General features: G+C 56.3%; 20 protein-coding genes. 9 read left to right on the top strand and 11 right to left on the bottom strand.

Translation table 11 applies throughout. From position 1 onward, the window contains the following. Positions 1 to 112: 112 nt before the first annotated feature. Positions 113 to 2,200 carry an ATP-dependent DNA helicase DinG gene (dinG, locus tag ACRAUW_RS01195; protein ID WP_431360833.1) on the bottom strand — a complete coding sequence of 696 codons (2,088 nt, stop codon included), beginning with the start codon at positions 2,198 to 2,200 and terminating at the stop codon, positions 113 to 115. Between the two features lie 397 nt (positions 2,201 to 2,597). Here dinG and ACRAUW_RS01190 point away from each other — a divergent pair, with 397 nt between their 5' ends. After that, positions 2,598 to 3,623 carry a porin gene (locus ACRAUW_RS01190; RefSeq protein ID WP_431360832.1) on the top strand — a complete coding sequence of 342 codons (1,026 nt, stop codon included), beginning with the start codon at positions 2,598 to 2,600 and terminating at the stop codon, positions 3,621 to 3,623. Between the two features lie 150 nt (positions 3,624 to 3,773). Here ACRAUW_RS01190 and ACRAUW_RS01185 read toward each other — a convergent pair whose 3' ends face one another. The 3 genes from ACRAUW_RS01185 to ACRAUW_RS01175 all read right to left on the bottom strand — a co-directional run bounded on the left by ACRAUW_RS01185 (position 3,774) and on the right by ACRAUW_RS01175 (position 5,801). Further along, positions 3,774 to 3,950, bottom strand: a complete 177-nt coding sequence (locus tag ACRAUW_RS01185; protein WP_431360831.1) for a hypothetical protein — start codon at positions 3,948 to 3,950, stop codon at positions 3,774 to 3,776. Positions 3,951 to 4,265: 315 nt separating this feature from the next. Further along, positions 4,266 to 4,718 carry a C40 family peptidase gene (locus ACRAUW_RS01180; protein ID WP_431360830.1) on the bottom strand — a complete coding sequence of 151 codons (453 nt, stop codon included), beginning with the start codon at positions 4,716 to 4,718 and terminating at the stop codon, positions 4,266 to 4,268. 174 nt (positions 4,719 to 4,892) lie between these two features. Beyond that, positions 4,893 to 5,801, bottom strand: a complete 909-nt coding sequence (locus ACRAUW_RS01175; protein WP_431360829.1) for a hydrogen peroxide-inducible genes activator — start codon at positions 5,799 to 5,801, stop codon at positions 4,893 to 4,895. Positions 5,802 to 5,947: 146 nt separating this feature from the next. Here ACRAUW_RS01175 and ACRAUW_RS01170 point away from each other — a divergent pair, with 146 nt between their 5' ends. Continuing rightward, positions 5,948 to 6,550, top strand: coding sequence for a peroxiredoxin C (locus tag ACRAUW_RS01170; RefSeq protein ID WP_431360828.1), 603 nt, complete (start codon positions 5,948 to 5,950; stop codon positions 6,548 to 6,550). A gap of 241 nt (positions 6,551 to 6,791) precedes the next feature. Here ACRAUW_RS01170 and ACRAUW_RS01165 read toward each other — a convergent pair whose 3' ends face one another. From ACRAUW_RS01165 to ACRAUW_RS01140, 6 genes are all read right to left on the bottom strand, one after another. Beyond that, on the bottom strand, positions 6,792 to 7,757 hold the full coding sequence (locus ACRAUW_RS01165) for an alpha-L-glutamate ligase-like protein (protein WP_431360827.1): 966 nt from the start codon (positions 7,755 to 7,757) through the stop codon (positions 6,792 to 6,794). A 3-nt stretch (positions 7,758 to 7,760) separates the two neighbouring features. Continuing rightward, a complete protein-coding gene (locus tag ACRAUW_RS01160) occupies positions 7,761 to 9,299 on the bottom strand; it encodes an inactive transglutaminase family protein (RefSeq protein ID WP_431360826.1) in 1,539 nt (512 codons plus the stop codon). Between the two features lie 3 nt (positions 9,300 to 9,302). Beyond that, entirely contained in the window at positions 9,303 to 10,091 is a 789-nt protein-coding gene (locus ACRAUW_RS01155; RefSeq protein WP_443111953.1) for an ATP-dependent zinc protease family protein, read from the bottom strand. A gap of 52 nt (positions 10,092 to 10,143) precedes the next feature. Further along, the gene (gene cmoB / locus ACRAUW_RS01150) at positions 10,144 to 11,121 is read right to left on the bottom strand and encodes a tRNA 5-methoxyuridine(34)/uridine 5-oxyacetic acid(34) synthase CmoB (RefSeq protein ID WP_431360825.1); all 978 of its coding nucleotides are present in this window, start codon (positions 11,119 to 11,121) and stop codon (positions 10,144 to 10,146) included. Then, complete coding sequence (gene cmoA / locus ACRAUW_RS01145) at positions 11,118 to 11,864, bottom strand: carboxy-S-adenosyl-L-methionine synthase CmoA (protein WP_431360824.1); 747 nt, start codon at positions 11,862 to 11,864, stop codon at positions 11,118 to 11,120. The genes cmoB and cmoA overlap by 4 nt, the downstream gene beginning before the upstream one ends. A gap of 287 nt (positions 11,865 to 12,151) precedes the next feature. Further along, a complete protein-coding gene (locus ACRAUW_RS01140) occupies positions 12,152 to 13,000 on the bottom strand; it encodes a DUF72 domain-containing protein (RefSeq protein ID WP_431360823.1) in 849 nt (282 codons plus the stop codon). 162 nt (positions 13,001 to 13,162) lie between these two features. Between ACRAUW_RS01140 and ACRAUW_RS01135 the strand changes: the two genes are divergently transcribed. From ACRAUW_RS01135 to ACRAUW_RS01125, 3 genes are all read left to right on the top strand, one after another. Next, positions 13,163 to 13,414, top strand: a complete 252-nt coding sequence (locus ACRAUW_RS01135) for an FmdB family zinc ribbon protein (RefSeq protein ID WP_005337686.1) — start codon at positions 13,163 to 13,165, stop codon at positions 13,412 to 13,414. A 32-nt stretch (positions 13,415 to 13,446) separates the two neighbouring features. After that, the gene (gene aspS, locus ACRAUW_RS01130; protein ID WP_431360822.1) at positions 13,447 to 15,213 is read left to right on the top strand and encodes an aspartate--tRNA ligase; all 1,767 of its coding nucleotides are present in this window, start codon (positions 13,447 to 13,449) and stop codon (positions 15,211 to 15,213) included. A 99-nt stretch (positions 15,214 to 15,312) separates the two neighbouring features. Beyond that, positions 15,313 to 16,053 (top strand): YebC/PmpR family DNA-binding transcriptional regulator, encoded by a 741-nt coding sequence (locus ACRAUW_RS01125; protein WP_005337681.1) that lies wholly within the window; start codon positions 15,313 to 15,315, stop codon positions 16,051 to 16,053. A gap of 574 nt (positions 16,054 to 16,627) precedes the next feature. Here ACRAUW_RS01125 and adhE read toward each other — a convergent pair. Then, entirely contained in the window at positions 16,628 to 19,294 is a 2,667-nt protein-coding gene (gene adhE, locus ACRAUW_RS01120) for a bifunctional acetaldehyde-CoA/alcohol dehydrogenase (protein WP_431360821.1), read from the bottom strand. Positions 19,295 to 20,104: 810 nt separating this feature from the next. Here adhE and ACRAUW_RS01115 point away from each other — a divergent pair. The 4 genes from ACRAUW_RS01115 to oppC all read left to right on the top strand — a co-directional run bounded on the left by ACRAUW_RS01115 (position 20,105) and on the right by oppC (position 24,587). Beyond that, entirely contained in the window at positions 20,105 to 20,740 is a 636-nt protein-coding gene (locus tag ACRAUW_RS01115) for a YchE family NAAT transporter (protein WP_431360820.1), read from the top strand. 282 nt (positions 20,741 to 21,022) lie between these two features. Then, complete coding sequence (locus ACRAUW_RS01110; RefSeq protein ID WP_431360819.1) at positions 21,023 to 22,642, top strand: ABC transporter substrate-binding protein; 1,620 nt, start codon at positions 21,023 to 21,025, stop codon at positions 22,640 to 22,642. A 98-nt stretch (positions 22,643 to 22,740) separates the two neighbouring features. Next, on the top strand, positions 22,741 to 23,661 hold the full coding sequence (gene oppB, locus ACRAUW_RS01105; RefSeq protein ID WP_431360818.1) for an oligopeptide ABC transporter permease OppB: 921 nt from the start codon (positions 22,741 to 22,743) through the stop codon (positions 23,659 to 23,661). A 14-nt stretch (positions 23,662 to 23,675) separates the two neighbouring features. Then, positions 23,676 to 24,587: an oligopeptide ABC transporter permease OppC gene (gene oppC / locus ACRAUW_RS01100; RefSeq protein WP_431360817.1), complete on the top strand. Its 912-nt coding sequence runs from the start codon at positions 23,676 to 23,678 to the stop codon at positions 24,585 to 24,587. The last annotated feature ends 47 nt before the right edge of the window (positions 24,588 to 24,634 follow it).

Below are 24,634 nucleotides of genomic sequence, written 5' to 3'. Positions count from 1 at the left end.
CACTGAAAACAGGGGCTCATTTTTACAGGTTTGGCCTACTGCAGCAATGGCTCTTTCTTGCGGTCAACGTTCGCACTGCTGTCAGTTTGTTTATCAATAGCGGCCGACTGATTTACTCGATACGCCGTGTAAACGGGGGGAGGGCATCAAGCAACCCCTTGCCATAACGTTTGGTCAGCAGACGCCGGTCCAGAATGGTGACCTGCCCCCGATCGGCCTCTTTGCGGATAAGGCGGCCACAGGCCTGGATCAGTTTGCGCGATGCTTCTGGCACCGTCAGTTGCAGAAAGGGGTTGCCTCCTCGCAGCTCCACCCATTCGGCGGTAGCCTCCTCAACCGGCGAGTTGGGCACGGCAAAGGGGAGCTTGGTGATGACCAGATTGGTGAGATAGTGACCCGGCAGATCCAGCCCCTCCGAGAAACTGCCGGTACCAAACAGGATGCTGGCCTGACCGCCATCGCATTTTTGCTTGTGCAGGGTGAGCAGGGCATTGCGAGAAGCCTCCCCCTGCACCAGTAGCGAGAGTCCCTTGGCTCGCAAGCCAATGGCCACCTCATTCATCTGGCGGTAGGAGGAGAAGAGCACCAGACTCGCCTCCTTGCCCGCCAGAATGCGTGGCAGCACGCTGATGAGTTCATTGGTAAAGGCGGGCGAGCTGGGTTCGTGCTCCATCTTGGGCAGATAGAGCTCGGCTTTCTGATAGTCAAAGGGGGAGCGCAGGCGCAGATAGCGGGTACCGTCATGCTCCTTGAGCCCCACCTGATGGCGAAAATAACTAAAGGAAGAGAGAGCGGTGAGGGTCGCCGAGACCAGCACGGCCCCCAAACATTTCGACCAGAGCCACTCCTCCAGCAGATAGCCCACCTCAATCGGTGAGGCGTGCAGCCAGATATCGCCGTCATCGCTCTTGGCCATCCAGCGGGCGAGCGGGGTTTTGCCGGTCGGCACATGGCGCCCCAGCATCTCCCACAGGGCGCAGAAACTCTCCAGCCGCTGCAGATGAAAACCGCTCTCGGCCAGCAGGGGTTCGGCCTCCTTGCGGCGGATCTCGCCATCTTTCAGCGCTTCACCTATGGCCCCTTGCATCCGATCCAGCGCCCGCAGCGCCTTCTTGCTCGACTCCTTGAGATTCTCCGCCAACATGGGCAGAGGATCCGGCAGCACCCCTTCGGCGAAGCGGTAGTGAGGTTCCGTGCCAAACAGCCGATCGTTGGCGCTGAGCCACTGCTCGATCGCCTTCAGATCGGGCTGGATGGAGGCCAGTGCATCCTGCAGTTTGAGCTGGGGGTCGAGCAGGCTCTCCTTATTAAGAGTCCGCGCCAGCTTGCCTGCACTCTGTACCAGCTTCTCCAGCCAGCGACGCGAGCCTTTGACGCTGGCCGATGCTGCGCCGTGATCCCGGGCGATGGTGGGCAGGTGATGGGCCTCATCCAGCACATAGATGCACTCATCGGGGGGCGGCAGAATGATGCCTCCGCCCATGGTGAGATCGGAGAGCAGTAGCGCATGGTTCACCACCAGCACATCGGCGCTCTCCATGTCGTTGCGGGCGCGATGAAAGGGGCAGTGCTGGTGATGGCTCAGCGCCTTGTTGCAGGTGTGGCGGTCGGCGGCGATGCGATCCCAGCAAGTGTCGGGAATGGGCTCTGGCCAGTTGTCCCGATCCCCGTCCCACTTGCCATTGGTGTAGGCCTGCCACAGGGCCTGGTAGCGATCTTTGTCGCTGTCAGATGGCTTGGATTTGCTCAGACTGCCCGTATTTTGCAGAAAAAAGTCGAGCTCAAAGTTGGCCATCTCGGCGCCACTGGCTGCCTGCTCCAGCAGATGCTCGCAGCAGTAGCGCTGACGTCCCTTGACCAGCATAAAGCGAAACGGCAGCTCGCTGTGGCGGTGGTAAAAAGGAAGGTCTTTGTGGATCAGCTGCTCTTGCAGGGCCACGGTGGCGGTAGAGATCACCAGCTTCTTCTGGGTGAGCCGCGCCACCGGGATGGCACCTTGCGCATAAGAGAGAGATTTGCCGATACCTGTGCCCGCTTCGGCCACCAGGATCCGGCGCTGTTTGTCGTATTCGCCGGTCAGGGTTTTGGCTATCTCTGCTACCAGAAAGTTTTGCTCTTTGCGCGGCACAAAACCGGGTAATCCATCCGCGATCTGGCGATAGGTTTGACGAATGGTGGCTTTGAGGCGAGTCGAGAGCATAAAGAGAAGGCCAAATCGGGAGCTGGTTGGAGGACAAGGATACCTGCAACTCCTTGGTGAGGTCGAGAGAACAACCATTTTCACGATAGTGTTACGCTGATCAGACCACTCTGGTTGATTATCAGGTGGTTAGCATTATTTATAGGTGAAAAAACCTATTTGAGTCCCAATAATCAGCAAAATGAATTGTAAACGTTTTCCTATTTTCCTTACCGTTAGGTGAGACTTGGCTCACGTTTTTTCCTCCGAGACTATGGTTTTCATAAAAAGTTCCAAGTTTTTTCATTGCGGTTCAAAAAATCCGGTGCTAGTCTCGGCGGCATAGTGATGCAAAGAACATCGCTAACACAGGGAATAACAACAACTTAGTGTTTAATTACAGTAGGCATTGGAAACTATGAAAAAGACAATTCTGGCTATTGCTATTCCGGCTCTGTTTGCATCCGCCGCTAACGCCGCCGTGATCTATGACAAAGACGGTACCTCTTTCGACGTATTCGGCCGTGTACAGGCTAACTATGTTGGTCAGTACGACACTACTGATGACTCTTTGGTTGGTTCTACCCGTTTGGGTTGGTCCGGCAAAGTAGGTCTGAACAACACCTGGTCTGCTATTGCCAAGACCGAATGGCAGGCTGCTGCAGAAAACTCTGATTCCAGCAAGTTCAAGGCTCGTAAGGTTTGGGTTGGTTTCGATGGCGGCCAAAATGGTAAAGTGATCTTTGGTCAAGATGACACCGCATTTTACGATGCCATCGCCGCAACCGATATCATGAATGAATATGGTGACGCAGCGAACTTCTACGAAGGTCGTCAGGAAGGTCAGGTCATCTACTCCAACACCATTGGTGGCTTCACCGGCAAGGCTTCCTATCAAACTACCGATGACACCGCCAAGGTCGACAATGGCGCAGAAGACGACTTCAAAATCATCGAGTTTGCAAACGTCAAGCGTAAGAGTGCCTATGCTGTTGCAGCCGGTTATGCCTTTGACTTCGGTCTCGGCCTGAACGCCGGTTATGCCAGCTCTGATCTGGAGGGCAAGAACTCTCTTGTTGGTCAGAATGGCGAGAAGAATGAATGGGCTGTGTCTAGCAGCTACACCCTGGGTGGCTTCTACGGTGCCGTTATGTACACCGAAGGTGAGCTGAAGAACAAGACCACCGGTGCCAAGGATGAAGGCAAGGGCTACGAAGTGGCTGCTTCCTACACCATCGATGCATGGAAACTGCTGGCTGCCTACAACAAGGCCGAAGTTCGTAAGAACGCTTCTACCGTCGGCTACCAGGATGTGGTTGACCACGTAGCTCTGGGTGTTCAGTACAACTTTACCTCCAAGCTGAATGCCTACGGTGAGTACATGATCCAGGGCCTGGAGAAGAAAGACGACCAGTACAACATCGGTCTGCAGTACAACTTCTAATAAGTTGAACAAGAGTAATATTCTGGCTTGAGTCTTTGACCGAGCTAATAATGGCCGAGAGGATATCTCGGCCATTTTTTGTTTGGGCGGGATGCTGGCAAGTTGCCTTGCTGCCAACACCGGATGGCTGGCAGCAAGAGGCGATCGGGATCAGGTGGTTTTTTCCAGATGGTGTTGGTAGATCTGCTGCCACTTGTTCAGTTCGTTTTCATCCCCCTGTTGCTGCCAGAACTCGCAGATGGAACTCGCCATCTCGCATGCCATGGCGTGGTCGCCGTCACGGCGACTCATCAGGTATTGCCCCAGCCAGCTTTGATAATGTTTCATTGCACGATCTCCTTATCAATTTGACGATTGATACCGCTGCTGCGGCGGCCCCACACCCTGACGGAGCCGGTCGCAGGCACCTTGCGCCTTGTCTGTGAGTCTTCCTGTTTTTTGCCGTTAATAAGTGTCACTTAAGACAAATAACGGTCAAGAAAAGAGCGAAGGTGTCAAAAGTTGGTCACCACCTTATCACATAAAGATGTGAAGATCAGGTTTTGGTTTCAATTGAGTTATAAATCGGGTTGGATAGACATAGACTCGGGCGCAATAAGGTGTGCCCCTCGCGTGTGTGATGCGGGCCTGATTGCGGGAACCCTACTGGGTGAGGCGGCGAGCCTGCCAGTAGCGGCTGTTCCAGTAGACGTTGTCGAGCCGCGAGCGGATCACCCCCTTGCTGGTGGAGGCGTGAATAAACTCGCCAGCACCTGTGTATACCCCCACATGATATTGCTGCCAGCCGGTCTTGAAGAAGACCAGATCCCCGTGCTTGAGCCGGTAGCGATCCACCGGTTTGCCAATGCTGGCCTGAGATTCGGTGGTTCTTGGCAGGTTGACCCCCAATACCTGGCTGTAGGCGAGTTGGGTGAAGGCGGAGCAATCGAGTCCGTCTCGGCTGGCACCGCCCATCCGGTAAGGGACACCGCGCCACTGCTGATAGAAGCCATCAAAGGCACTGCTCTGCCGGGGGGCCGGAGGCGGCTCCGGCGTACTGGAGCAGGCTGCCAGCAGCAGGGTTAGCAGGAGCGGCAGTAACGGATGATGATGCATCGGGACATATTCTCCAGAACAAACGTGACAAAACAGGTGTGGCAGGGCACGTTTGGTACGACAACTTTTCCATCATAAACAAGGTATTGGCCAGACACCTAGCGACATGTGACAAAAAGGGTTGCTTTGTTACAGAAAAACGCCAGCACTAAGGCTGGCGCTTGGGGGCTGATGTCAGGAGACGGGGCTGATTAGTGGCTTGAGCAGCTCGGCCAGCTTGTAGAAAGTCTGCACCCGGGTGGTGCTGGGGCGCCACACCAGTCCGATCTCGCGGTAGGGGTGTTCGCCCGGCAGCGGGATGGCGACCAGTTCGGAGTTATCGAGAATACCGGCGTTGATGGCCATCTGGGGCAGGAAGGTGGTGCCAAGACCCGCTTCCACCATCTGTACCAGGGTGTGCAGGCTGGTGGCGGCGAACGGATTGATCTTGCTCTTGTCACGTAGTCGACAGGCGCTCACCGCATGCTCGGTGAGGCAGTGCTCTCGCTCCAGCAGGAAGATGCTCTGGTTGGGCAGTTCCTTGTAGTCAAACGGGGTGTGCAGACCGGCCGCCATGCTGGCGGGCATCACCATGTGGAAGGGATCCTGACCGACCTTTTTGCAGTGAAAACCGCTGATCTCGATGGGCAAGGCGAGGATCAGCAGATCGAGTTGGCCTTGTTCCAGTTGTTTGAGCAGATTGCTGGTGGTGTCTTCACGCAGCAACAATTCGAGGTCAGGATAGGCCTTGTTGCATACCTTGAGCAGCTTGCTGAGCAGGAAGGGGGCTATGGTGGGAATGCAGCCAAGACGCACCGTCCCCTGCATCACACCGCCCTGATGTTGTCCTAGTTCCATCAGATCCCGTGCATCGGAGAGTAAATTGCGAGCCCGGTCGACAATTTCCATGCCAACAGGGGTCATAATGAAGCTCTTGTGGTCCCGCTCCACCAGTTGCAGGTTCATCATGTCCTCCAGCGTCTGGATCCCAGTACTCAGGGTTGACTGGCTGACATGACAGGCCTTGGCGGCGCGGTTGAAGTTCTTGTGCTCGTCGAGAGCGACCAGATATTGCAGCTGTTTGAGGCTGGGCCAACGTTGCATGGAAAAACTCGATTGATGCTATCTATTTAATTTGATTTAACTAATCTACCATCGGGTCTTTAGTTTGTCGCTTGAATTAGATGGACTCGACTCTAGGTAGCCCAATCCGGACCGGATTGTTCACTTCACATAAAGAGGAATTGAATATGGTATTGGTAGGCCGTCCTGCACCCGATTTTACCGCCGCAGCTGTTCTGGGTAATGGCGAGATCGTTGATTCATTCAACCTGTCATCCCACATCAAAGGCAAAGCTGCCGTTGTCTTCTTCTACCCGCTCGATTTCACCTTCGTTTGCCCGTCCGAGCTGATTGCCTTCGATCACCGTTATGAAGAGTTCCAGAAGCGTGGCGTGGAGGTGATCGGTGTTTCCATCGATTCCCAGTTCTCCCACAACGCATGGCGCAACACCAAGGTGGAAGATGGCGGTATCGGTCAGGTGAAGTACCCGCTGATCGCCGACGTGAAACACGACATCTGCAAAGCCTATGACGTTGAGCATCCGGAAGCCGGTGTGGCGTTCCGTGGCTCCTTCCTGATCGACAAGAGCGGTGTTGTTCGGCACCAGGTTGTCAACGATCTGCCGCTGGGCCGCAACATCGACGAGATGCTGCGCATGGTCGATGCCCTGCAATTCCACGAAGAGCATGGCGAAGTGTGCCCGGCTCAGTGGGAAAAAGGCAAAAAAGGTATGCAAGCCTCTCCGGATGGCGTTGCCAAGTACCTGTCCGAGAATGCTGACTCCCTGTAATCGGTCGCACTCTGCTTGAAGAACCGGCGCTTTGGCGCCGGTTTTTTATATCTGCGATTTATCTATCCCCTGACATAGCGGTCACACTCTTCTGGTTCCTTAGCTATTCCAAGCTGTCGTTCGTTGGCGTACTCGTCGTTTCGAAATGAGGGGCTGACCCATAGGCGGGGGATATGCCGACAGACAAATAATCACCATAAAAAAGCGCGCCATAGGCGCGCTCAGTTCACAAGCGGAGGCGTTATTCCTCAAAGATCCCGAAGTGATCCTTGGCGAAATTGACCCGCTGCTCCACGTTCATCTTCACCTGGCCCAGCTTCTCGATGGTCTTGAGGTTGGGCACCAGGCCGCGACCGTTGGCGATCTGGATGGCAAGACCGGGACGGGCGTTGAGCTCCAGCAGCATGGGGCCGCGGAACTTGTCCAGCACCATGTCGGTACCTATGTAGCCCAGACCCGACATCTCGTAGCAGGAGGCCGCCAGGGTGAGCAGGGTATCCCAGTGGGGGACCTTGAGCTCATAGAGGTCGAGGCCGGTATCCGGATGGTGGCGCAGCGGATTGCCAAACTGCACCGCCCGCAGGGCACGACCGGTACGCAGGCACAGACCCACCCCCACGGCGCCCTGGTGCAGGTTCGCCTTGCCATCCGAGGCGGCAGTGGAGAGGCGCATCATCGCCATCACCGGGAAGCCTTTGAAGATGATGACCCGAGCATCGGGTACCCCTTCAAAGGAGTAGCCGTCGAACACATCATCGAAGTTGATGAGGCCTTCGACCAGCGCCACGTCGGGCTTGCCCCCCAGCGAATAGAGCCCCGCCAGAATGTTGGAGACATGGCGCTCCAGATCCTGACCGTTGGAGGCGCTACCGTTGGGCTTGTAGAAGAGGCCATCTTCCTGGCGCAGGATCACCAGGATCCCCTTGCCACCCGAGCCACGAGCCGGCTTGATGCAGAAGCCCGGCCAATCTTTTACCAGCTTGGTGATGCGACCCACATCGTGCTGGGCACGGATAGTACCGATCAGCTCGGGCACGGTAACCCCTGCATCCAGCGCAATTTGCTTGGTCTGCAGCTTGTCATCCACCAGCGGATAGAGGCTGCGCGGATTGTAGCGGCTGATGTAGGAGTGGTTGCGCTTGTTCATGCCGAGGATGCCTGCCTGCGACAGGCTCCACGGGGTGGTGTATTTTTCCCAGAACCACATCTGTTACTTGTCCTTACCCGGGGTGGCACCGGAACGCATTTCGTCTACCAGCGGCTTGAAGCGCTTGAGTTCGCTCAGCTTGTAGCCGGTGTAGTTACCCATCAACAACACGGTCGCCATCAGCACCAGCTGCAGGCCGAGGAAGTTGAAGGTGAGGTGACGAATGAGTTCGTTATCCATGGCCAGATAGGCGATGACAGCCACCAGCAGGGAGCCGCCACCCTGGCGGAATACCTCTTTCGGGCCCTCTTCTTCCCACAGGATGGACATCCGTTCAATGGTCCAGGAGAGGATGATCATCGGGAAGAAGGTGATCTTCATACCATCGGTCAGTCCCAGCTTGAAGGCGAACGCGGAGAAGATCCCTATCATCGAGATAACCATGATGATGATGGCCGATATTCGGGCAACCAGCAGCAGGTTAAGCCGCGACAGATAGGAGCGGATGATGAGACCAGTGCCGACGATCAGCAGGAAGCCGATGAGACCGGTAACCAGAGAGGTCTGGATAAAGGCAACCGCGATCAGTACCGGCATAAAGGTACCGGAAGTCTTGATCCCTACCAGTACCCGCAGGAACACCACCATCAGCACGCCGATCGGGATCAGCAACAAGCCCTTGAACAAGGTCTGTTCTTCCAGCGGCAGGCCGTGGATGGAGAAGTTCATCATCTCTGATTTTTCGAACTTCTGCGCCAGAGCAACGCTGACCGGCTGCTCCTGTTCGATCATCGAGAAGCTGACACGGGAGTTGTGACCACCGGTCACATCCAGTAGTGCGCCGGAGTTGTATTCCCACAGCAGCAGGTTGGCAGGACGACCCAGCTCACCGGTTTTCGGGTTGAACAGCTTGTAGTCTGTCGGGCTGTTGAACACCTGCAGGTAATCCACCAACTCCTGACGACGGCGGCCATCTTCCAGGTTCAAGGCATGCACTACCCGAGTCGGCACGTCAGCATTGTTGAGCAGCTCTGCGATCAGGTTGGCACGGCTCTTGTGCTTTTTCAGCAGCTCGGCATTCTGCTCCTGCTTCTCGATCTCCTTGATGATCTCGCGAGTCAGGGTGTAGCCATCGGCGGAACGCTCCTGGGCGCGCTCCAGGATCTGTTTCATCGCGGTGGCGTAAGGCTCACTCTCGATCTGCTTCTCGATGGCGGGCGGCTGCGGGTTGGCGGCCGGTTTGGCGTTAGCATCGGCCATCATGTCGACGCGGTAGTAGAGCTCCTGACGGCCAGTGGCGGTGCGGATCGACCACTCGGCGCGGGCATCGCCATCTTTCTCGACAAAGGAGAGGCCGTAGCCGGGGCTGGCGGCATTCTCGTTCATCAGGGTGAAACCGGGCTGGGTTCCAGGAATGGCCAAGGAGGCGATCACCGGATCTCCGGTCGCTTCGAACTCCAGCTTGGCTTCGATAGACCAGATCTGGCGCTTTTCACCGGGCGTCAGCGGTACATCCAACGCGATATGGTGATAGATCGTCATCCCCAGGCCGACAATGTACAGCAGGGCTACCAGCAAATAGAACGGCTTACGGGAAACCATGGATTATTTCACATCCTTGAGCTTGGGTTTGGGTTGGATATATTCGCGGGCCACATCGACCACGGCGATGTCTTTCAAAAATTCACGACCCAGCAGCACGGGGAAGGTCATGTCGCTACGGTCTTTCAGGGTAAATTCGGCTTTCTCGGTCATGTCGCCGATGCGCACGGCCAGACGCACCACCGGACGGCGATCCAGATCGTCGGCAGAGGCCTGACGCACCCGTACATGGCGCACCAGCGGCGCTTCGATCTGGATCTTGTCGTCCACCTCCTGATGGCTCAGGAAGAAGCGCACCCAGTTTTTGCCGTTGCGCTCAAAAATGGTGATCTCTTGGGCACTGATGGAGGAGGTGGTCGCACCGGTATCGACCCGCGCCTGGAAGGCGTCGTTAGCGGCATCAACCCAGATCCACTCCGCTTCACCCACCATCAGCTTGCCATCGATGGTGTGACCCTGATTGGGGGCCGGGCACTTCTCGGCAGGAATAGCCACTGGTTTGGGCTGCTCGGAGGGGAGAGTGGCGATCTTGTGGTCTACTTGTTTGACGGACTCTTTCATATTGGTGACATCTGTGTTGAGCTGAACCAGCAGGTGCTGTTGTTGCACATACTGCTTCTGTTGCTGTTCCATGGATGTTTGCAGGCGTTGCTCACTCTGACTCAGCTCGCTACGAAGCTCGGCCAGCGTCAGAGCTGGGACCTGGGGCGCTTTTTCCATATTGACACACCCACCGAGACTGAGCAGGGAGAGCAGGGTCATTCCTTTAAATTTGCTTTTCATGTCATTCATTTAACTGTGCTTCCTGGAATTGGGTCAGTGTAACTTTCACAAGCGCCATCGGCTAGTCTTTGGCCTTGCGGGCAATCAGTACGGCACGTTTCGGCGCCGGGTGTCCTTCTACCGTGAGAGCCGGATTGTCTGAGTCCAGATAATCACTCAGGGATTCATTAATCATCCAGTCGGTGCGACGCTGTTCGTCGGTGCTCGTCATATTCTCGTCTACTATCCGCACATCGGTGAAGCCGCAACGCTCGACCCACAGCTTGAGGGCGCGGCTTGAGGGAATAAACCAGACGTTGCGCATCTTGCCGTAACGGTCGGTGGGCACCAGCACATCGTTGACACATCCATCGATCACTAGCGTCTCCAGCACCAGCTCGCCATCATCTTTCAATTGATTGCGCAGTTGCTCGATGTGCTCGATGGGGGATTTGCGGTGATAGAGCACCCCCATGGAGAAGACGGTGTCAAAGGCACGCAGCTCCGGCAGCTCCTGAATGCCGAGCGGCAACAGGTGGGCGCGCTGATCATTGCCCGCGAAGTGGCGAATGGCCTCGAACTGGCAGAGGAACAGCGGGCTCGGATCGATGCCGACTGCAAGCCGAGCCCCTTCACCCACCATGCGCCAGAGGTGGTAGCCGCTGCCGCAACCCACATCCAGCACGTAACGGCCTTCGAGCGGGCTGATATGGGGCAGCACCCGATCCCACTTCCAGTCAGAGCGCCACTCTGTGTCGATGTGGATGCCGTGCACGGTGAACGGCCCCTTGCGCCAGGGCATGAAGTGGCGCAGCAGGCTATCGACCTTCTTGCGCTCCCCTTCGCCAAGGCTCTCGGCCGAGCCAATCTCGACCCGGCTTTTCAGCTCGATGTTGCCGGGGGAGACCACCGGCAGCTTGTTGAGGGCGCGGTTCCAGCGCGGCAGATCGCCATGCTGGTTGTCATGTTGCCAGGCGTGTAGCTGGGCGGGCAGGGTATGCAGCCAGTGGCTCAGCCGGTTTTTGGCAATCAGTTGATAGAAATTGGCAAAGTCAATCATGGCTGGGCGTCGCTGGATTTGATGGCAATCATGGAGCCGAAGTTGAAGCACTGGAACCAGAGATCCTGATGGACGAAACCGGCATCTCGCAGACGGGCCTGATGCACCGGCAGGCTGTCGGTGCGCATCACGTTCTCAAGGGCGGTGCGTTTCTGGCTGATCTCCAGCTCGCTGTAGCCATTGGCCCGCTTGAAGTCGAGATGCAGCTCGATGAGCAGCTCGTTGACCGGTTCATCTTCGAAGCGGAACTTTTCGCTCAGGATCAGGATCCCGCCCGGGCGCAGCCCATCGTGAATACGCTGGATCAGGGCGGCCCGTTTCTCTGGCTCGACAAATTGCAGGGTGAAGTTGAGCACCACCACGGAGGCGTTCTCGATCGCGATGTCGCAGATATCCGCCTCTACCAGCTCTACCGGCACCTCGGATTTGAAACCGGAGAGGTGGGCGCGGGCGCGCTCGATCATCGGGTGGGAGAGATCCACCGCGGTAATGCGGCAGCCGGGTTGGCTGATATGGCGACGCATCGCCTGGGTCGCGGCGCCCAGTGAGCAGCCGAGATCATAGAGTCGGCTCATCGGTTGGGCGTAGCGGGCGGCCATCATGCCGATGGCGGAGATGATATTGCTGTAACCCGGCACCGAGCGCTGGATCATATCGGGGAATACGTCGACGACCAGTTCGTCAAAACAGAAGTCACCCAATCGGGCGATCGGGGCGGCAAAAATTTGGTCTTTGGTCTGCATGCTGGCGCAACCTGACAGTCGGGACATCACCCGGCTGTATTGTTCAATTGAGTCGTTGGGTGACACCCATCAGAGTAGATTTATCACCTGTTTACGAACAGGGTGGCTGGTCGTGAAATCCTTTGGACCTGTCCTGTTCGTACGGGCCATGTTCCGGACCCTTGCTTGGGGCGCTAGTGTAGAGGATTGGTGGCCGTTTGTCTTGACGCCAGGGCTTGTCAAACCACAAAAAGGTCCCTTTTTTTGCACGTTTGGTCGGGGGCGCCAAGGGTTGGTAGTGGTACTGGTTAAAAGGGCAGCACTCCCTGCTGTAGGCGATCGTTTTCCCCCGGCCAGGGGGCCATCTCATGTTTCAGCAAGCGGGTGATCTGGCGGGCCAGCTCAGGCGCCTGGGCGTTGTCGGCAGTATGTATATAGAGGTAGAGATCCTTGCCCTCGGAAAGCCACTGGCGCCAGTGGGGGAGCCAGCCGGGTAGGAAGGGGTGATTGGCCGCCGGATCCGGCAGGCCGATAAAGCGCACCATGGGGGCGTTGGCGGTGGCCAGCAGATGCACCGGCAGGCGCGGTTTCTTGCCATGGGCATCGACAAGGGCTGGCGTGGTTGCTGGCACCGAGAAGAGTGGCCGGCTGTCGAGCATCACCCGGTTCACACCCTGTTCCATCAGCAGCCGGTTCAATGCCCGCTCGGCCTCCCCCTTGGCGAAGAAGTCAGGGTGACGCACTTCGAGGGCGTAGCGAAACGCCCGCGGCAGCCGCTCGATAAAGGCCGCCAGTCTGGCCAGCCCCTCTGGCCCGAAACGGGCGGGCAGCTGCAGGGTGAGCAGGCCCAGCTTGTCGTGCAGCGGGGCGAGCAGCCGGATAAAGTCGGTTACCTGTTTATCTGCGCCCACCAGATCGCTCTGGTGGCTGATGGTTTGTGGAAACTTGAAGTTGAAGCGAAAGTGGTTCGGCACCGCATCGGCCCAGCGCTGCACGGTTCCTGGTGTCGGCAGGGCGTAGAAAGTGGTATTGCCCTCCACCGAATTGAACACGGTGGCGTAGTGGGCAAGGTGTTCGGCAGGCTTGGCGCCAAGGCCCAGCAACTGGCCGGGCCAGCTGGGGTGGGACCACTGCGGCAGGCCCAAATAGAGGCTCATGATGGCTAATCTCTTCGCTCTTGGTGCATTCGTGCCGATTTTTTGCCCGCTTTTTGCCATCTAGTGCAAAAAACTGGCGAAAGGAGGCTGCTGGCCATTTTACCCAAAAGGAGGTTTTCCTCTATAATGCCAGCCCTTTTGTTTTTCAATTTCTTGTGACCCATGCCTATCTACGAATATCGTTGCGACGTCTGTGGCCATGAATTGGCAAAACTGCAAAAGCTTTCCGATGCCCCCCTGACCGACTGTCCGGCCTGTAGCAAGCCGAATCTGGTCAAGCTGATATCGGCGGCAGGCTTCCGGCTCAAGGGAACCGGATGGTACGAGACTGATTTCAAACCGGGTAAGAAAAAGAATCTGGCCAGCTGTGAGACAGACGGTGCTTGCCAGTCGTGCCCGGCGGCCCAAGGTTAACCGTCTCTCTACAATTTCGAAGGAAGAAGTCCATGCGCTCTATCTATTGCGGACAGGTCAATGAGGCCCATGCAGGGCAGACCATTACATTGTGCGGTTGGGTCCATCGTCGTCGTGATCTCGGCGGCCTGATCTTTATCGATATGCGCGATCGGGAAGGGATCGTCCAGGTGTTCTTTGATCCGGACAAGCCCGACGCGTTCGCCCTGGCCTCCGAACTGCGCGGCGAGTTCTGCATCCAGGTGACCGGCGTGGTGCGCACCCGTCCCGAGTCCCAGCGCAACAGCGACATGGCCACTGGTGCCATCGAAGTGTTCGCCCACGAACTCAACATCATCAACCGTGCCGAGCCGCTGCCGCTGGACTTCAATCAGGTCAACAGCGAAGAGATCAGCCTCAAGTATCGCTACCTGGATCTGCGTCGTCCCGAGATGGCCAAGTACCTGAAGACCCGTGCCAAGGCCAGCGCCTTCGTACGCCGCTTCATGGACGAGCACGGCTTCCTCGATATCGAGACCCCGATGCTGACCAAGGCCACCCCGGAAGGTGCCCGTGACTATCTGGTGCCGAGCCGCGTGCACAAGGGCAAGTTCTACGCTCTGCCGCAATCACCCCAGCTGTTCAAGCAGCTGCTGATGATGTCCGGCTTCGATCGCTACTACCAGATCGTCAAGTGCTTCCGTGACGAAGACCTGCGTGCCGACCGCCAGCCGGAATTCACCCAGATCGACGTGGAGACCTCCTTCATGACCGCGCCGCAGGTGCGTGAAGTGATGGAAGAGATGATCCGCAAACTGTGGCTGCACATCCTGAATGTGGATCTGGGCGACTTCCCGATCATGACCTTCGACGAAGCCATGCGTCGCTACGGCTCCGACAAGCCGGACCTGCGTCTGCCGATGGAGCTGGTCGATGTGGCAGACCTCTTGACTGCTGTCGAGTTCGCCGTGTTCGCTGGCCCGGCCAACGATCCGAAAGGCCGCGTGGCAGCCCTGAAAGTTCCGGGCGGCGCCGAGCTCTCTCGCAAGCAGATCGACGAGTACACCAAGTTTGTCGGCATCTACGGTGCCAAGGGCCTGGCCTGGATGAAGGTCAACGAAGCGGCCAACGGCCTCGAAGGCGTGCAGTCTCCGGTTGCCAAGTTCCTCTCTGACGCCATCGTGCGCGAGATCCTGGCCCGTACCGGCGCAGCCGACGGCGACATCATCTTCTTTGGCGCTGACAGCAAGAAAGTGGTCTGCGATGCCATGGGCGCCCTGCGTCTGAAAGTGGGTCGCGATCTGGGCCTGCTGGAGAACAGCTGGAAACCGCTGTGGGTTATCGACTTCCCGATGTTCGAGGAGGATGGCGAAGGTGGTCTGGCCGCCATGCACCACCCGTTCACTGCGCCGAGCGGCCTGAACCCGGAGCAGCTGAAAGCCAACCCGGTGGCGGCTTATGCCAACGCCTATGACATGGTGATCAACGGTTACGAAGTGGGTGGCGGTTCTGTCCGTATCCACAACAGCGAGATGCAGGCCACCGTGTTCGACATCCTGGGGATCACCCCGGCGGAACAGCGCCTGAAGTTCGGCTTCCTGTTGGATGCGCTGAAGTACGGCACCCCGCCGCACGCCGGTCTGGCCTTCGGTCTGGACCGTCTCAGCATGCTGCTGACCGGCACCGAAAACATTCGGGACGTCATCGCCTTCCCGAAAACCACTGCGGCCGCCTGTCTGATGACCGACGCCCCCAGCCTTGCCAACGCCGCCCAACTGGGCGAGCTGGCGATTGCAACCACAGTCAAGGGTGATGAGTAAGCCCTTCCGGGCACCGGAGGTCGCGTAGCGGCCTCCCTGTTCCCCTTGCGTTAGCAATGACGTGTGTTACTGACATTTAAAAAATAACGGAGAGTCTCTATGGCAGGTCACAGTAAATGGGCCAACATCAAACACCGCAAGGCTGCTCAGGACGCCAAGCGTGGCAAGATCTTCACCAAGCTGATCCGCGAAATCACTACCTCCGCGCGTCTGGGTGATGCCGATCCGGCCAACAACCCGCGTCTGCGTGCTGCGGTGACTGCCGCCCTGACCAACAACATGACCCGCGACACCATCAACCGTGCCATTCAGCGTGGTGCCGGTGGTGGTGATGGCGAACAGCTCGAGACCATCGTATACGAAGGTTACGGCCCGGCTGGCTCTGCCGTGATGGTAGAGTGCCTGACTGACAACCGTAACCGTACCGTAGCCGAAGTGCGTCACGCCTTCAGCAAGTGCGGTGGCAACCTGGGCACCGACGGCTCCGTTGCCTATCTGTTCAGCAAGAAAGGTCTGCTGACTTTCGTTGGTGTTGACGAAGATGCCCTGATGGACGCCGCGCTGGAAGCGGGTGCCGATGACGTGGTCACCGAAGAGGATGGCACCATCGAGGTGTACACCACCCCGAACGACTTCGGTACCGTGCTGGACGGTCTGGAAGCTGCCGGCTTCAAGGCCCAGAGCGCCGAAGTGACCATGATCCCCTCCACCGAAGCGGAGCTGGATGCCGAGACCGCGCCCAAGCTGATGCGCCTCATCGACATGCTGGAAGATCTGGACGATGTGCAGGAGGTGTACCACAACGGTTCCATCTCCGACGAAGTGGCAGCGACCCTCTGATCGCTGAATCGTGCTCTCCCAATGGCAGCCAGATGGCTGCCATTTTTTTATCTTTGTTTCGTGGCAACTGCTGATGTGTCGGTTGAGCAACCGGTGCAACAACTCTCTTCACTGACAGTCTTTCCCGCTTTCTCTGCGCATTATCATGGCTCTGTTCCTGCCAGTCGGTTGGCCCTGCACGTATGCCAGTCGCAGATCTGCTGCATTGCGTTAGCGAGGCTCCGCTTATCCTGTTTATCACACCTTTAGCTCTGGCGTTGGCTCGCATATGCTCGTCAGGGTAATTGCGTTGCGGGTAGGGGAGAGGAGGTGATGGAGCGTGCTCTTGTTATCACAGGTGGCCCATCAATACAGAGTCACAGGTTGGGATGTTGATAACGGATTGGCTGGGGCTAGTTGGTTGGTTGGTTGGTTGGTTGGTTGGTTGGTTGGTTGGTTGGTTGGTTGGTTGGGAAGTTAGGGGCTGCACTAGCGCAATCGGCAGGGAGATGATTGCTGTGATTAGTGGCAAGTGGCAAGTGTCAGATAAAAAAAGCCCGCGCAGTGCGCGGGCTTGTTATCTCAGGACTGGTTATCAGGCCTTGGATTTCTTCTTGCCTTCAACCTTGGCTTCAACCGGGGCAGCAGTTACCGGAGCGGCTTCGGTGAAGGGACGACCGTAGTAGGAGTCCAGCAGAACCTGCTTCAGCTCGCTGATCAGCGGGTAGCGAGGGTTGGCACCGGTGCACTGGTCATCGAAGGCTTCGATGGACAGCTGGTCAACCTTGGCCAGGAAGTCAGCCTCGGCAACGCCAGCTTCGCGGATAGATGCCGGAATACCCAAGGTGGCCTTCAGCTCGTCCAGCCAGGTCAGCAGCTTCTCGATCTTGGCAGCGGTGCGGTCACCGGCAGCAGTCAGACCCAGGTGGTCAGCGACTTCGGCGTAACGACGACGAGCCTGCGGACGGTCGTACTGGGAGAACGCAGTCTGCTTGGTCGGATTGTCGTTCGCGTTGTAGCGGATGACGTTGCTGATCAGCAGGGCGTTAGCCAGACCGTGCGGAATGTGGAACTCGGCACCCAGTTTGTGAGCCATGGAGTGGCACACACCCAGGAAGGCGTTGGCGAACGCGATACCGGCGATGGTCGCAGCGTTGTGTACTTTCTCGCGAGCAACCGGGTCGTTGGCACCGTTCAGGTAGCTGGACGGCAGGTACTCTTTCAGCATTTTCAGGGCTTGCAGCGCCTGGCCGTCGGAGTACTCGTTAGCCAGTACTGAAACATAGGCTTCCATGGCGTGAGTCACGGCATCGATACCACCGAAGGCACACAGGGACTTCGGCATACCCATGACCAGGTTGGCGTCAACGATGGCCATGTTCGGGGTCAGTTCGTAGTCAGCCAGAGGGTATTTCTGACCAGTCACCTCATCGGTCACGACTGCGAACGGAGTGACTTCAGAGCCGGTACCAGAAGTGGTAGTGATACAGACCAGCTCGGCCTTCACGCCCATTTTCGGGAACTTGTAGATACGCTTGCGGATGTCCATGAAGCGCATGGCCAGATCTTCGAACGCAGTGTTCGGGTGCTCGTACATCACCCACATGATCTTGGCAGCATCCATCGGTGAACCACCGCCCAGCGCCAGGATAACGTCCGGTTTGAAGGAGTTGGCCATCTCGGCACCCTTGCGAACCACAGCCAGGGTCGGGTCAGCTTCTACTTCGTAGAACACTTCCACTTCCATATTCTGTGCTTTCAGCAGGCTGACCAGTTCATCGGCGTAGCCGTTGTTGAACAGGAAGCGGTCGGTCACGACCATGGCACGCTTTTTACCTTCCAGGTCGCTCAGAGCGATCGGCAGGGAACCACGACGGAAGTAGATGGATTTCGGAAGTTTGTGCCACAGCATGTTTTCTGCCCGTTTTGCGACTGTCTTCTTGTTGATCAGGTGCTTCGGACCCACGTTTTCGGAGATGGAGTTACCGCTCCAGGAGCCACAACCCAGGGTCAGGGACGGTGCCATTGCGAAGTTGTACAGGTCACCGATACCGCCTTGGGTAGACGGAGTGTTGATCAGGATACGCGCAGTCTTCATCTTGTCGCCGAAGTACTTGATGCGGTCAGCGTTGCGGTCCTGGTCGGTGTACAGACCTGAGGTGTGGCCGATACCACCGATGTTGACCATGTCACAGGCCATCTCAACGGCGTTTTCGAAGCTGCTTGCACGGAACATACCGAGCAGCGGGGACAATTTCTCGTGAGCAAACTCATCTTCTGCACACAGCTTGGCGCCTTCACCGATCAGGATCTTGGTATCAGCCGGTACAGTCACGCCTGCCATCTCGGCAATCTTGGTGGCTGGTTGGCCAACGATGTTGGCGTTCAGGGCACCGTTGATCAGGATGACTTTACGCACCTTGTCAGCATCTTCTTTGGAGAGCACGTGGCCCTTGTGAGATGCAAAGCGCTCTTTAACCTGGTCGTAAATGGCATCAACCACGATGACAGCTTGCTCGGAAGCACAGACCACACCGTTATCGAAAGTTTTGGACATCAGCACGGACGCAACAGCACGCTTCACGTCGGCGGTCTCGTCGATAACGATAGGCACGTTACCGGCACCCACACCGATAGCAGGCTTACCAGAGGAGTAAGCTGCTTTCACCATGCCCGGGCCACCGGTGGCCAGGATCAGGTTGATGTCTTCATGCTTCATCAGAGCGTTGGAGAGCTCAACGGACGGTTGGTCGATCCAGCCGATGATGTCTTTCGGCGCACCAGCGGCAATGGCTGCATCCAGTACCAGCTTGGCTGCGGTATTGGTGGAGTTCTTGGCACGGGGGTGCGGGGAGAAGATGATGGCGTTGCGGGTCTTGAGCGCGATCATGGATTTGAAGATCGCAGTAGAGGTCGGGTTGGTGGTCGGAACGATACCACAGATGATACCTACCGGCTCGGCGATGGTGATGGTGCCCATCTGAGTGTCTTCACTCAGAATGCCGCAGGTCTTCTCTTCTTTGTACTTGTTGTAGATGTATTCGGAGGCGAAGTGGTTCTTGATAACCTTGTCTTCGATGATACCCATACCGGATTCTTCCACGGCCATCTGGGCCAGGGGGATACGGGCGTTGTTGGCGGCCAGGGCGGCGGCACGGAAGATCTTGTCTACCTGCTCTTGAGAGAAGCTGGCGAATTCACGCTGGGCTTGCTTAACGCGGGCGACCAGAGCATCCAGTTCAGCCAAATTGGTTACTGCCATGTTTATCTCCTGATTATTTGAAAACTGTTTAGTAAGACGTTGGCAATGCCCGGCAATTATAGTCGCCCTGTCAAGGCGATATCCTTGCAACAGCTTTTTTACATGCCTTACTAAAGCGCTTTCTGAGTCGATTATAGAGCGGGGCTGACTCAGAAAAGCTTGATCTGGATCATGTGTAACAAAAGAACAAAAGAAATTTTCTTTCACAATCCTTGTCCGATTGATGTTAGCGGAATGTGTATCAAAGGGGAAGGAGAGAGACAGGCTAATAAACCTCATTTATCAAGTGGTTAATCGCACTTTACCATGCTATTGCAGAGCCGTTTTGGCGCTTTGGGTTGGCAAGGATGCGTGGATCGGTTTCAAAATCACCGACAAATGCGCTTTAATCCCGCATTTTTTGCGAAAAAGATTGTTTTTTTAATCCATGGCAAATCCGTTTTGCTCCTCCGAGGGGGCTTTTTTGTGGTCCACTTTCCCGGTTTTCGTTGTGGTGAGCGATACAGGAGCACTATCAGAACTGCCGAGTCTGAGAGAGAAACATGTGGTGACTGGGTCCATTGGGTTCGATGTTGATTGAATCACAGTCTCCTATCCATGCTGAAGCTGGCTTTTGTTCACTCTGGTAACTTGGATCGGGTTTTTGGTATCGGTTTATGCCAGTCGGAGCAGATACATTAGATGAACTAACTGAAAACCCCTCCAGATGGTGAGATTATTTGATTGGTGCCTGCTCTGGCTATGATGTAAATTTACGAACGAAATTAATGGACTGGCCCTATGGGCCCGAAACTCTATTGGAAGGCGCCTATGGCAGCGATTGACGTCTCTTTGTATCTGAAGTTTTTTGTCGGTTTGTTCGCAATCATCAACCCGCTTGGTCTTTTGCCGGTGTTTGTCAGTCTGACCAGTCAACATACCCAGGCCGAGCGGATGAAAACCAATACTACTGCTAATATCGCGGTAATGATCATTCTGCTGGTCTCCATGTATATGGGACAGTTGATCCTCGATGGGTTTGGCATCTCGTTGGCATCGTTCCGGATCGCAGGTGGGTCGCTGATAACCCTGATTGCCTGGTCGATGCTGCAGGGCAAGCTGGGTGAGGTGAAACACAACAAACAGGAGAAGGGTGAACTGGCAGTACGCGAGTCTATCGCCGTAGTGCCGTTGGCGCTGCCGCTGATGGCGGGCCCGGGTGCCATCTCCTCGGTCATCGTTTATGCCAGCCAAAGCCACTGGCAGCAGCTGCTCGGAATGTCAGTGGTGGTGGTACTATTCTCCTTCTGCTCCTGGCTCATCTTCCGCGCTGCCCCGCTGTTGTTCAAGATCATGGGCAATACTGGCATCAACGTGGTGACCCGTATTATGGGCCTTATCATGATGTCGCTCGGTATCGAGATAATGGTGGCCGGTATCAAGGGTGTCTTCCCCAGCCTGATGTGAGCCAGGTTTGTTTTATGAAAGCCGGTCCCTGTGACCGGTTTTTTATTGGTTGCTTTTTGCTCAGCCTTTTCTAGAATTGGTCGTTTGTATGAAAATCTAGCGTGACGATGATGCTTTAATGCTGGAAATGCATATGTCAGCTGATTTTTTGACCGCTGAGTGACGATTATCCTGACAATATCTGTTGCAATATCGGAATTGGCAGGGAATTATGCTGGGAGCGGGTTGCAACCCCCTTCATTTTTTAAGTAATGCATGGAATGTTCTTGTTGGAGTAAGGAAATGACTCATAAAAAAACAATGATAAACACACTGCTGATGGCGGCCCTGTTTGGGGGGAGCAATGTGGCTCAGGCTGCCGAAGTCCCGGCGGGAACTAAGCTGGCGGATATCCAGCAACTGGTAAAAGGCAACGGCTCGGAGCCTGCGACCCTTGATCCGCACAAAAGTGATGGCACGATTGAAGCCAATGTCCTGCGTGACCTGTTTGAGGGACTGGTGACGTCCGGTCCCAAAGGGGAAGTGTTGCCAGGCGTTGCCGAGTCTTGGGAGACTAAGGACAACAAGCACTACGTTTTCCACCTGCGCAAAGATGCCAAGTGGTCCAACGGTGACCCTGTCACTGCCCACGATTTTGTTTACGCCTTCCACCGCGCAGTGGATCCCAAGACGGCCTCTCCCTACTCCTGGTATCTGGAGATGCCGACCATCGCCAACGCGACAGATATCATTGCTGGCAAGAAGCCGGTTGATACGCTGGGCGTGAAGGCAACCGATGACTACACCTTCGAGGTACAGCTCGAGAAAGCGATCCCTTACTTTGTCAACATGCTCTCCCACACCACCACCTATCCGGTGCCGAAGAAGGTGATCGAGCAGTTTGGCGAGAAATGGACCCAACCAGGCAATATGGTGGGTAATGGCGCTTATGTGCTGAAAAACTGGGTAGTGAACGAGCGTCTCGATCTTGAGCGCAACAAACACTACTGGAATGATGCCAAGACGGTCATCAACAAGGTAACTTACCTGCCGATCCAGTCCACCAACGCCGAGTTGAGCCGCTATCTGGCCGGTGAGCTGGACCTGACCCACACAACACCAATTGAGCGTTTCAAGCAGCTCAAGAAGGATTACCCGAACGAGTTGAAGGTGACCGGTTTGGTGGCCACCTATTATTACCAGTTTAACTTTAAGAAGAAGCCGTTTGATGATGTACGGGTGCGTACCGCGCTCTCCTACGCTATCAATCGCAACGTGATCGCCGACAAGGTGATGGGCCAGGGCCAAACCCCTGCTTATGGTCTGACCCCGGATTATGTCGATGGCTTCAAGCCAGTGGTCGCCGAGTGGTCGAAGATGACCCAGGCTGAGCGCGATGCCAAGGCAAAATCGTTGCTAGCCGAAGCTGGTTTCGATGCCAGCAAGCCGCTCAAGTTCGAGCTGCTCTACAACACCGATGACAACCACAAGAAAGTAGCGGTCGCCGTTGCCTCCATGTGGAAGAAGCTGGGGGTGGAGGTGAGCCTGGTCAACCAGGAGTGGAAAACCTATCTGGAAACCAAGAAACAGGGGCAGTTTGAAGTGGCTCGTGCTGGTTGGAACGCCGACTACAACGAAGCCTCTTCCATGCTGGATCTGATGCAGACCACCCACGGTACCAACGATGGTAAGTACTCTAACCTGGCTTACGACAAGCTGATGGAGGAGTCTCGCGATCAGGTTGACGATGTGGCTCGTAACAAGCTCTATGCCCAGGCTGAGGCTATTCTTGCAAAGGATATGCCAATCGCCCCTATTTATCAGTACGTTACCCCCCGCATGGTAAAATCCTATGTCGGTGGTTATCCGGACAACCCGCTGGATAACCTCTATACCAAAGATATGTACATCATTGCTCATTGATTTAAAGCAACAAGTCGCATAACAAGCAGGGCCCGCCAGACGGCGGGCCTTTATTACAACCGCGACCATTTGGAAGCAGTTCAGGACAGGTAATGTCTATGTTGAAGTTCATTTTTAAACGGCTATTGGAAGCGATCCCGACTCTGCTGGTCTTGATCACCGTCTCCTTCTTCATGATGCGTTTCGCCCCGGGTAATCCCTTTACCAGCGAGCGTTCACTCCCCCCTGAAGTCATGGCCAATATCGAAGCCAAGTACGGATTCGACAAACCCATTGGCGTGCAATATCTCACCTACCTGGGCAACCTGGTACAGGGGGATTTGGGCCCCTCTTTCAAATACAAGGATTTCACCGTCAACGATTTGGTGAGCCAGGCGCTGCCTGTTTCCGCCAAGATCGGGACCACAGCCTTCTTCTTCGCCGTGCTGCTGGGGGTCACCTTTGGCACCATAGCAGCACTGAAACAGAACACCCTCATCGACTATGTACTGATGTCGTCGGCCATGGCCGGAGTGGTGATCCCGGGCTTTGTACTGGCGCCCTTGCTGGTGCTGTTTTTCAGTATTCATCTTGGCTGGTTTCCTGCCGGTGGTTGGCAGGGTGGTGGCATCCAGTTCATGGTGTTGCCGGTGTTCGGCATGATGATGTACTACATCTCTGCCATCTCGCGGATCATGCGGGGCAGCATGATCGAGACCATGAACTCCAACTTCATCCGTACCGCCCGTGCCAAGGGCTTGCCGCTGCGCCACATCATCCTGAAACACGCGCTGCGTCCGGCCATGCTGCCGGTGGTCTCCTATCTGGGGCCCGCCTTTGTCGGCATTATCACCGGATCCGTGGTGATCGAGACCATCTTCGGCCTGCCGGGGATCGGTCAGTTGTTCGTCAACGGAGCCCTTAACCGTGATTACTCCATGGTGCTCGGTCTGACCATTCTGGTCGGCGCCCTCACCATCACCTTTAACGCAGTGGTCGATATTCTCTACGCCTTTATCGATCCCAAGATCCGTTACTAATTCGGGAGTGCATCATGGTTGTTTCAACTGAAAAACGCGAAGCCGTGGAGGCGTTCGCGCAAAAAGTAGAGGTGGTGGAGGGGCGCTCCCTGTGGAAGGATGCCCGTCGCCGTTTCCTGCGCAACAAGGCGGCTCTTACCAGCCTGATCATTTTGAGCATCATTGGTCTGGCGGTCATTTTTGGCCCCCATTTGTCCCAATATACCTTTGATGATCCGGACTGGGGCGCCATGCAGTCGCCGCCAGATATGGAAGCGGGTCACTACTTCGGCACCGACAGCCTGGGGCGAGATCTGTTCGTGCGCACCCTGTTGGGCGGTCGCATCTCCCTGATGGTTGGCATCATGGGGGCCATGGTGGCGGTCATCATCGGTACTCTCTATGGTGCGGCCTCCGGCTTTATCGGCGGTCGGGTAGACAGTCTGATGATGCGGGTACTGGAGATCCTCAACGCCTTCCCTTTCATGTTCTTCGTCATCATGCTGGTTACCTTCTTTGGCCGCAATCTGGCGCTCATCTTTCTCGCTATCGGGGCGGTGAGTTGGCTCGACATGGCGCGTATCGTGCGCGGCCAGACCCTCAGCCTCAAGAGCAAGGAGTTTATCGAGGCGGCCCACGTCTGCGGCGTCTCCAAGTGGAAGATCATCACCCGTCACATCGTACCCAACGTGCTGGGGATCGTGGCGGTCTACGCCACCCTGCTGGTGCCCGGGATGATCATGTTTGAATCCTTCCTGAGCTTCCTTGGCCTGGGCGTGCAAGAGCCCATGACCAGCTGGGGTGCTCTGCTGGATGAAGGCTCCAAGTCGATGGAAGTGGCCATCTGGCAACTCCTGTTCCCCGCCGGTTTCATGGTGGTGACCCTGTTCTGTTTCAACTTCCTCGGGGATGGTCTGCGTGATGCCCTCGATCCGAAGGATCGCTAATCAAGGCGGCAAGTGGCTGCCCGCAAGAGCGCAGCCATCCATCGCTG

The organism is Aeromonas sp., from assembly GCF_050633025.1.
GTDB lineage: Bacteria > Pseudomonadota > Gammaproteobacteria > Enterobacterales > Aeromonadaceae > Aeromonas.
This window is presented reverse-complemented; position numbering and strand designations above follow the sequence as displayed.

Coding starts and splice junctions, on each gene's coding strand:
- dinG (WP_431360833.1), bottom strand. CDS start 2,200: ATGCTCTCGACTCGCCTCAAAGCCACCATTCGTCAAACCTATCGCCAG.
- ACRAUW_RS01190 (WP_431360832.1), top strand. CDS start 2,598: ATGAAAAAGACAATTCTGGCTATTGCTATTCCGGCTCTGTTTGCATCC.
- ACRAUW_RS01185 (WP_431360831.1), bottom strand. CDS start 3,950: ATGAAACATTATCAAAGCTGGCTGGGGCAATACCTGATGAGTCGCCGT.
- ACRAUW_RS01180 (WP_431360830.1), bottom strand. CDS start 4,718: ATGCATCATCATCCGTTACTGCCGCTCCTGCTAACCCTGCTGCTGGCA.
- ACRAUW_RS01175 (WP_431360829.1), bottom strand. CDS start 5,801: ATGCAACGTTGGCCCAGCCTCAAACAGCTGCAATATCTGGTCGCTCTC.
- ACRAUW_RS01170 (WP_431360828.1), top strand. CDS start 5,948: ATGGTATTGGTAGGCCGTCCTGCACCCGATTTTACCGCCGCAGCTGTT.
- ACRAUW_RS01165 (WP_431360827.1), bottom strand. CDS start 7,757: ATGTGGTTCTGGGAAAAATACACCACCCCGTGGAGCCTGTCGCAGGCA.
- ACRAUW_RS01160 (WP_431360826.1), bottom strand. CDS start 9,299: ATGGTTTCCCGTAAGCCGTTCTATTTGCTGGTAGCCCTGCTGTACATT.
- ACRAUW_RS01155 (WP_443111953.1), bottom strand. CDS start 10,091: ATGAATGACATGAAAAGCAAATTTAAAGGAATGACCCTGCTCTCCCTG.
- cmoB (WP_431360825.1), bottom strand. CDS start 11,121: ATGATTGACTTTGCCAATTTCTATCAACTGATTGCCAAAAACCGGCTG.
- cmoA (WP_431360824.1), bottom strand. CDS start 11,864: ATGCAGACCAAAGACCAAATTTTTGCCGCCCCGATCGCCCGATTGGGT.
- ACRAUW_RS01140 (WP_431360823.1), bottom strand. CDS start 13,000: ATGAGCCTCTATTTGGGCCTGCCGCAGTGGTCCCACCCCAGCTGGCCC.
- ACRAUW_RS01135 (WP_005337686.1), top strand. CDS start 13,163: ATGCCTATCTACGAATATCGTTGCGACGTCTGTGGCCATGAATTGGCA.
- aspS (WP_431360822.1), top strand. CDS start 13,447: ATGCGCTCTATCTATTGCGGACAGGTCAATGAGGCCCATGCAGGGCAG.
- ACRAUW_RS01125 (WP_005337681.1), top strand. CDS start 15,313: ATGGCAGGTCACAGTAAATGGGCCAACATCAAACACCGCAAGGCTGCT.
- adhE (WP_431360821.1), bottom strand. CDS start 19,294: ATGGCAGTAACCAATTTGGCTGAACTGGATGCTCTGGTCGCCCGCGTT.
- ACRAUW_RS01115 (WP_431360820.1), top strand. CDS start 20,105: ATGGCAGCGATTGACGTCTCTTTGTATCTGAAGTTTTTTGTCGGTTTG.
- ACRAUW_RS01110 (WP_431360819.1), top strand. CDS start 21,023: ATGACTCATAAAAAAACAATGATAAACACACTGCTGATGGCGGCCCTG.
- oppB (WP_431360818.1), top strand. CDS start 22,741: ATGTTGAAGTTCATTTTTAAACGGCTATTGGAAGCGATCCCGACTCTG.
- oppC (WP_431360817.1), top strand. CDS start 23,676: ATGGTTGTTTCAACTGAAAAACGCGAAGCCGTGGAGGCGTTCGCGCAA.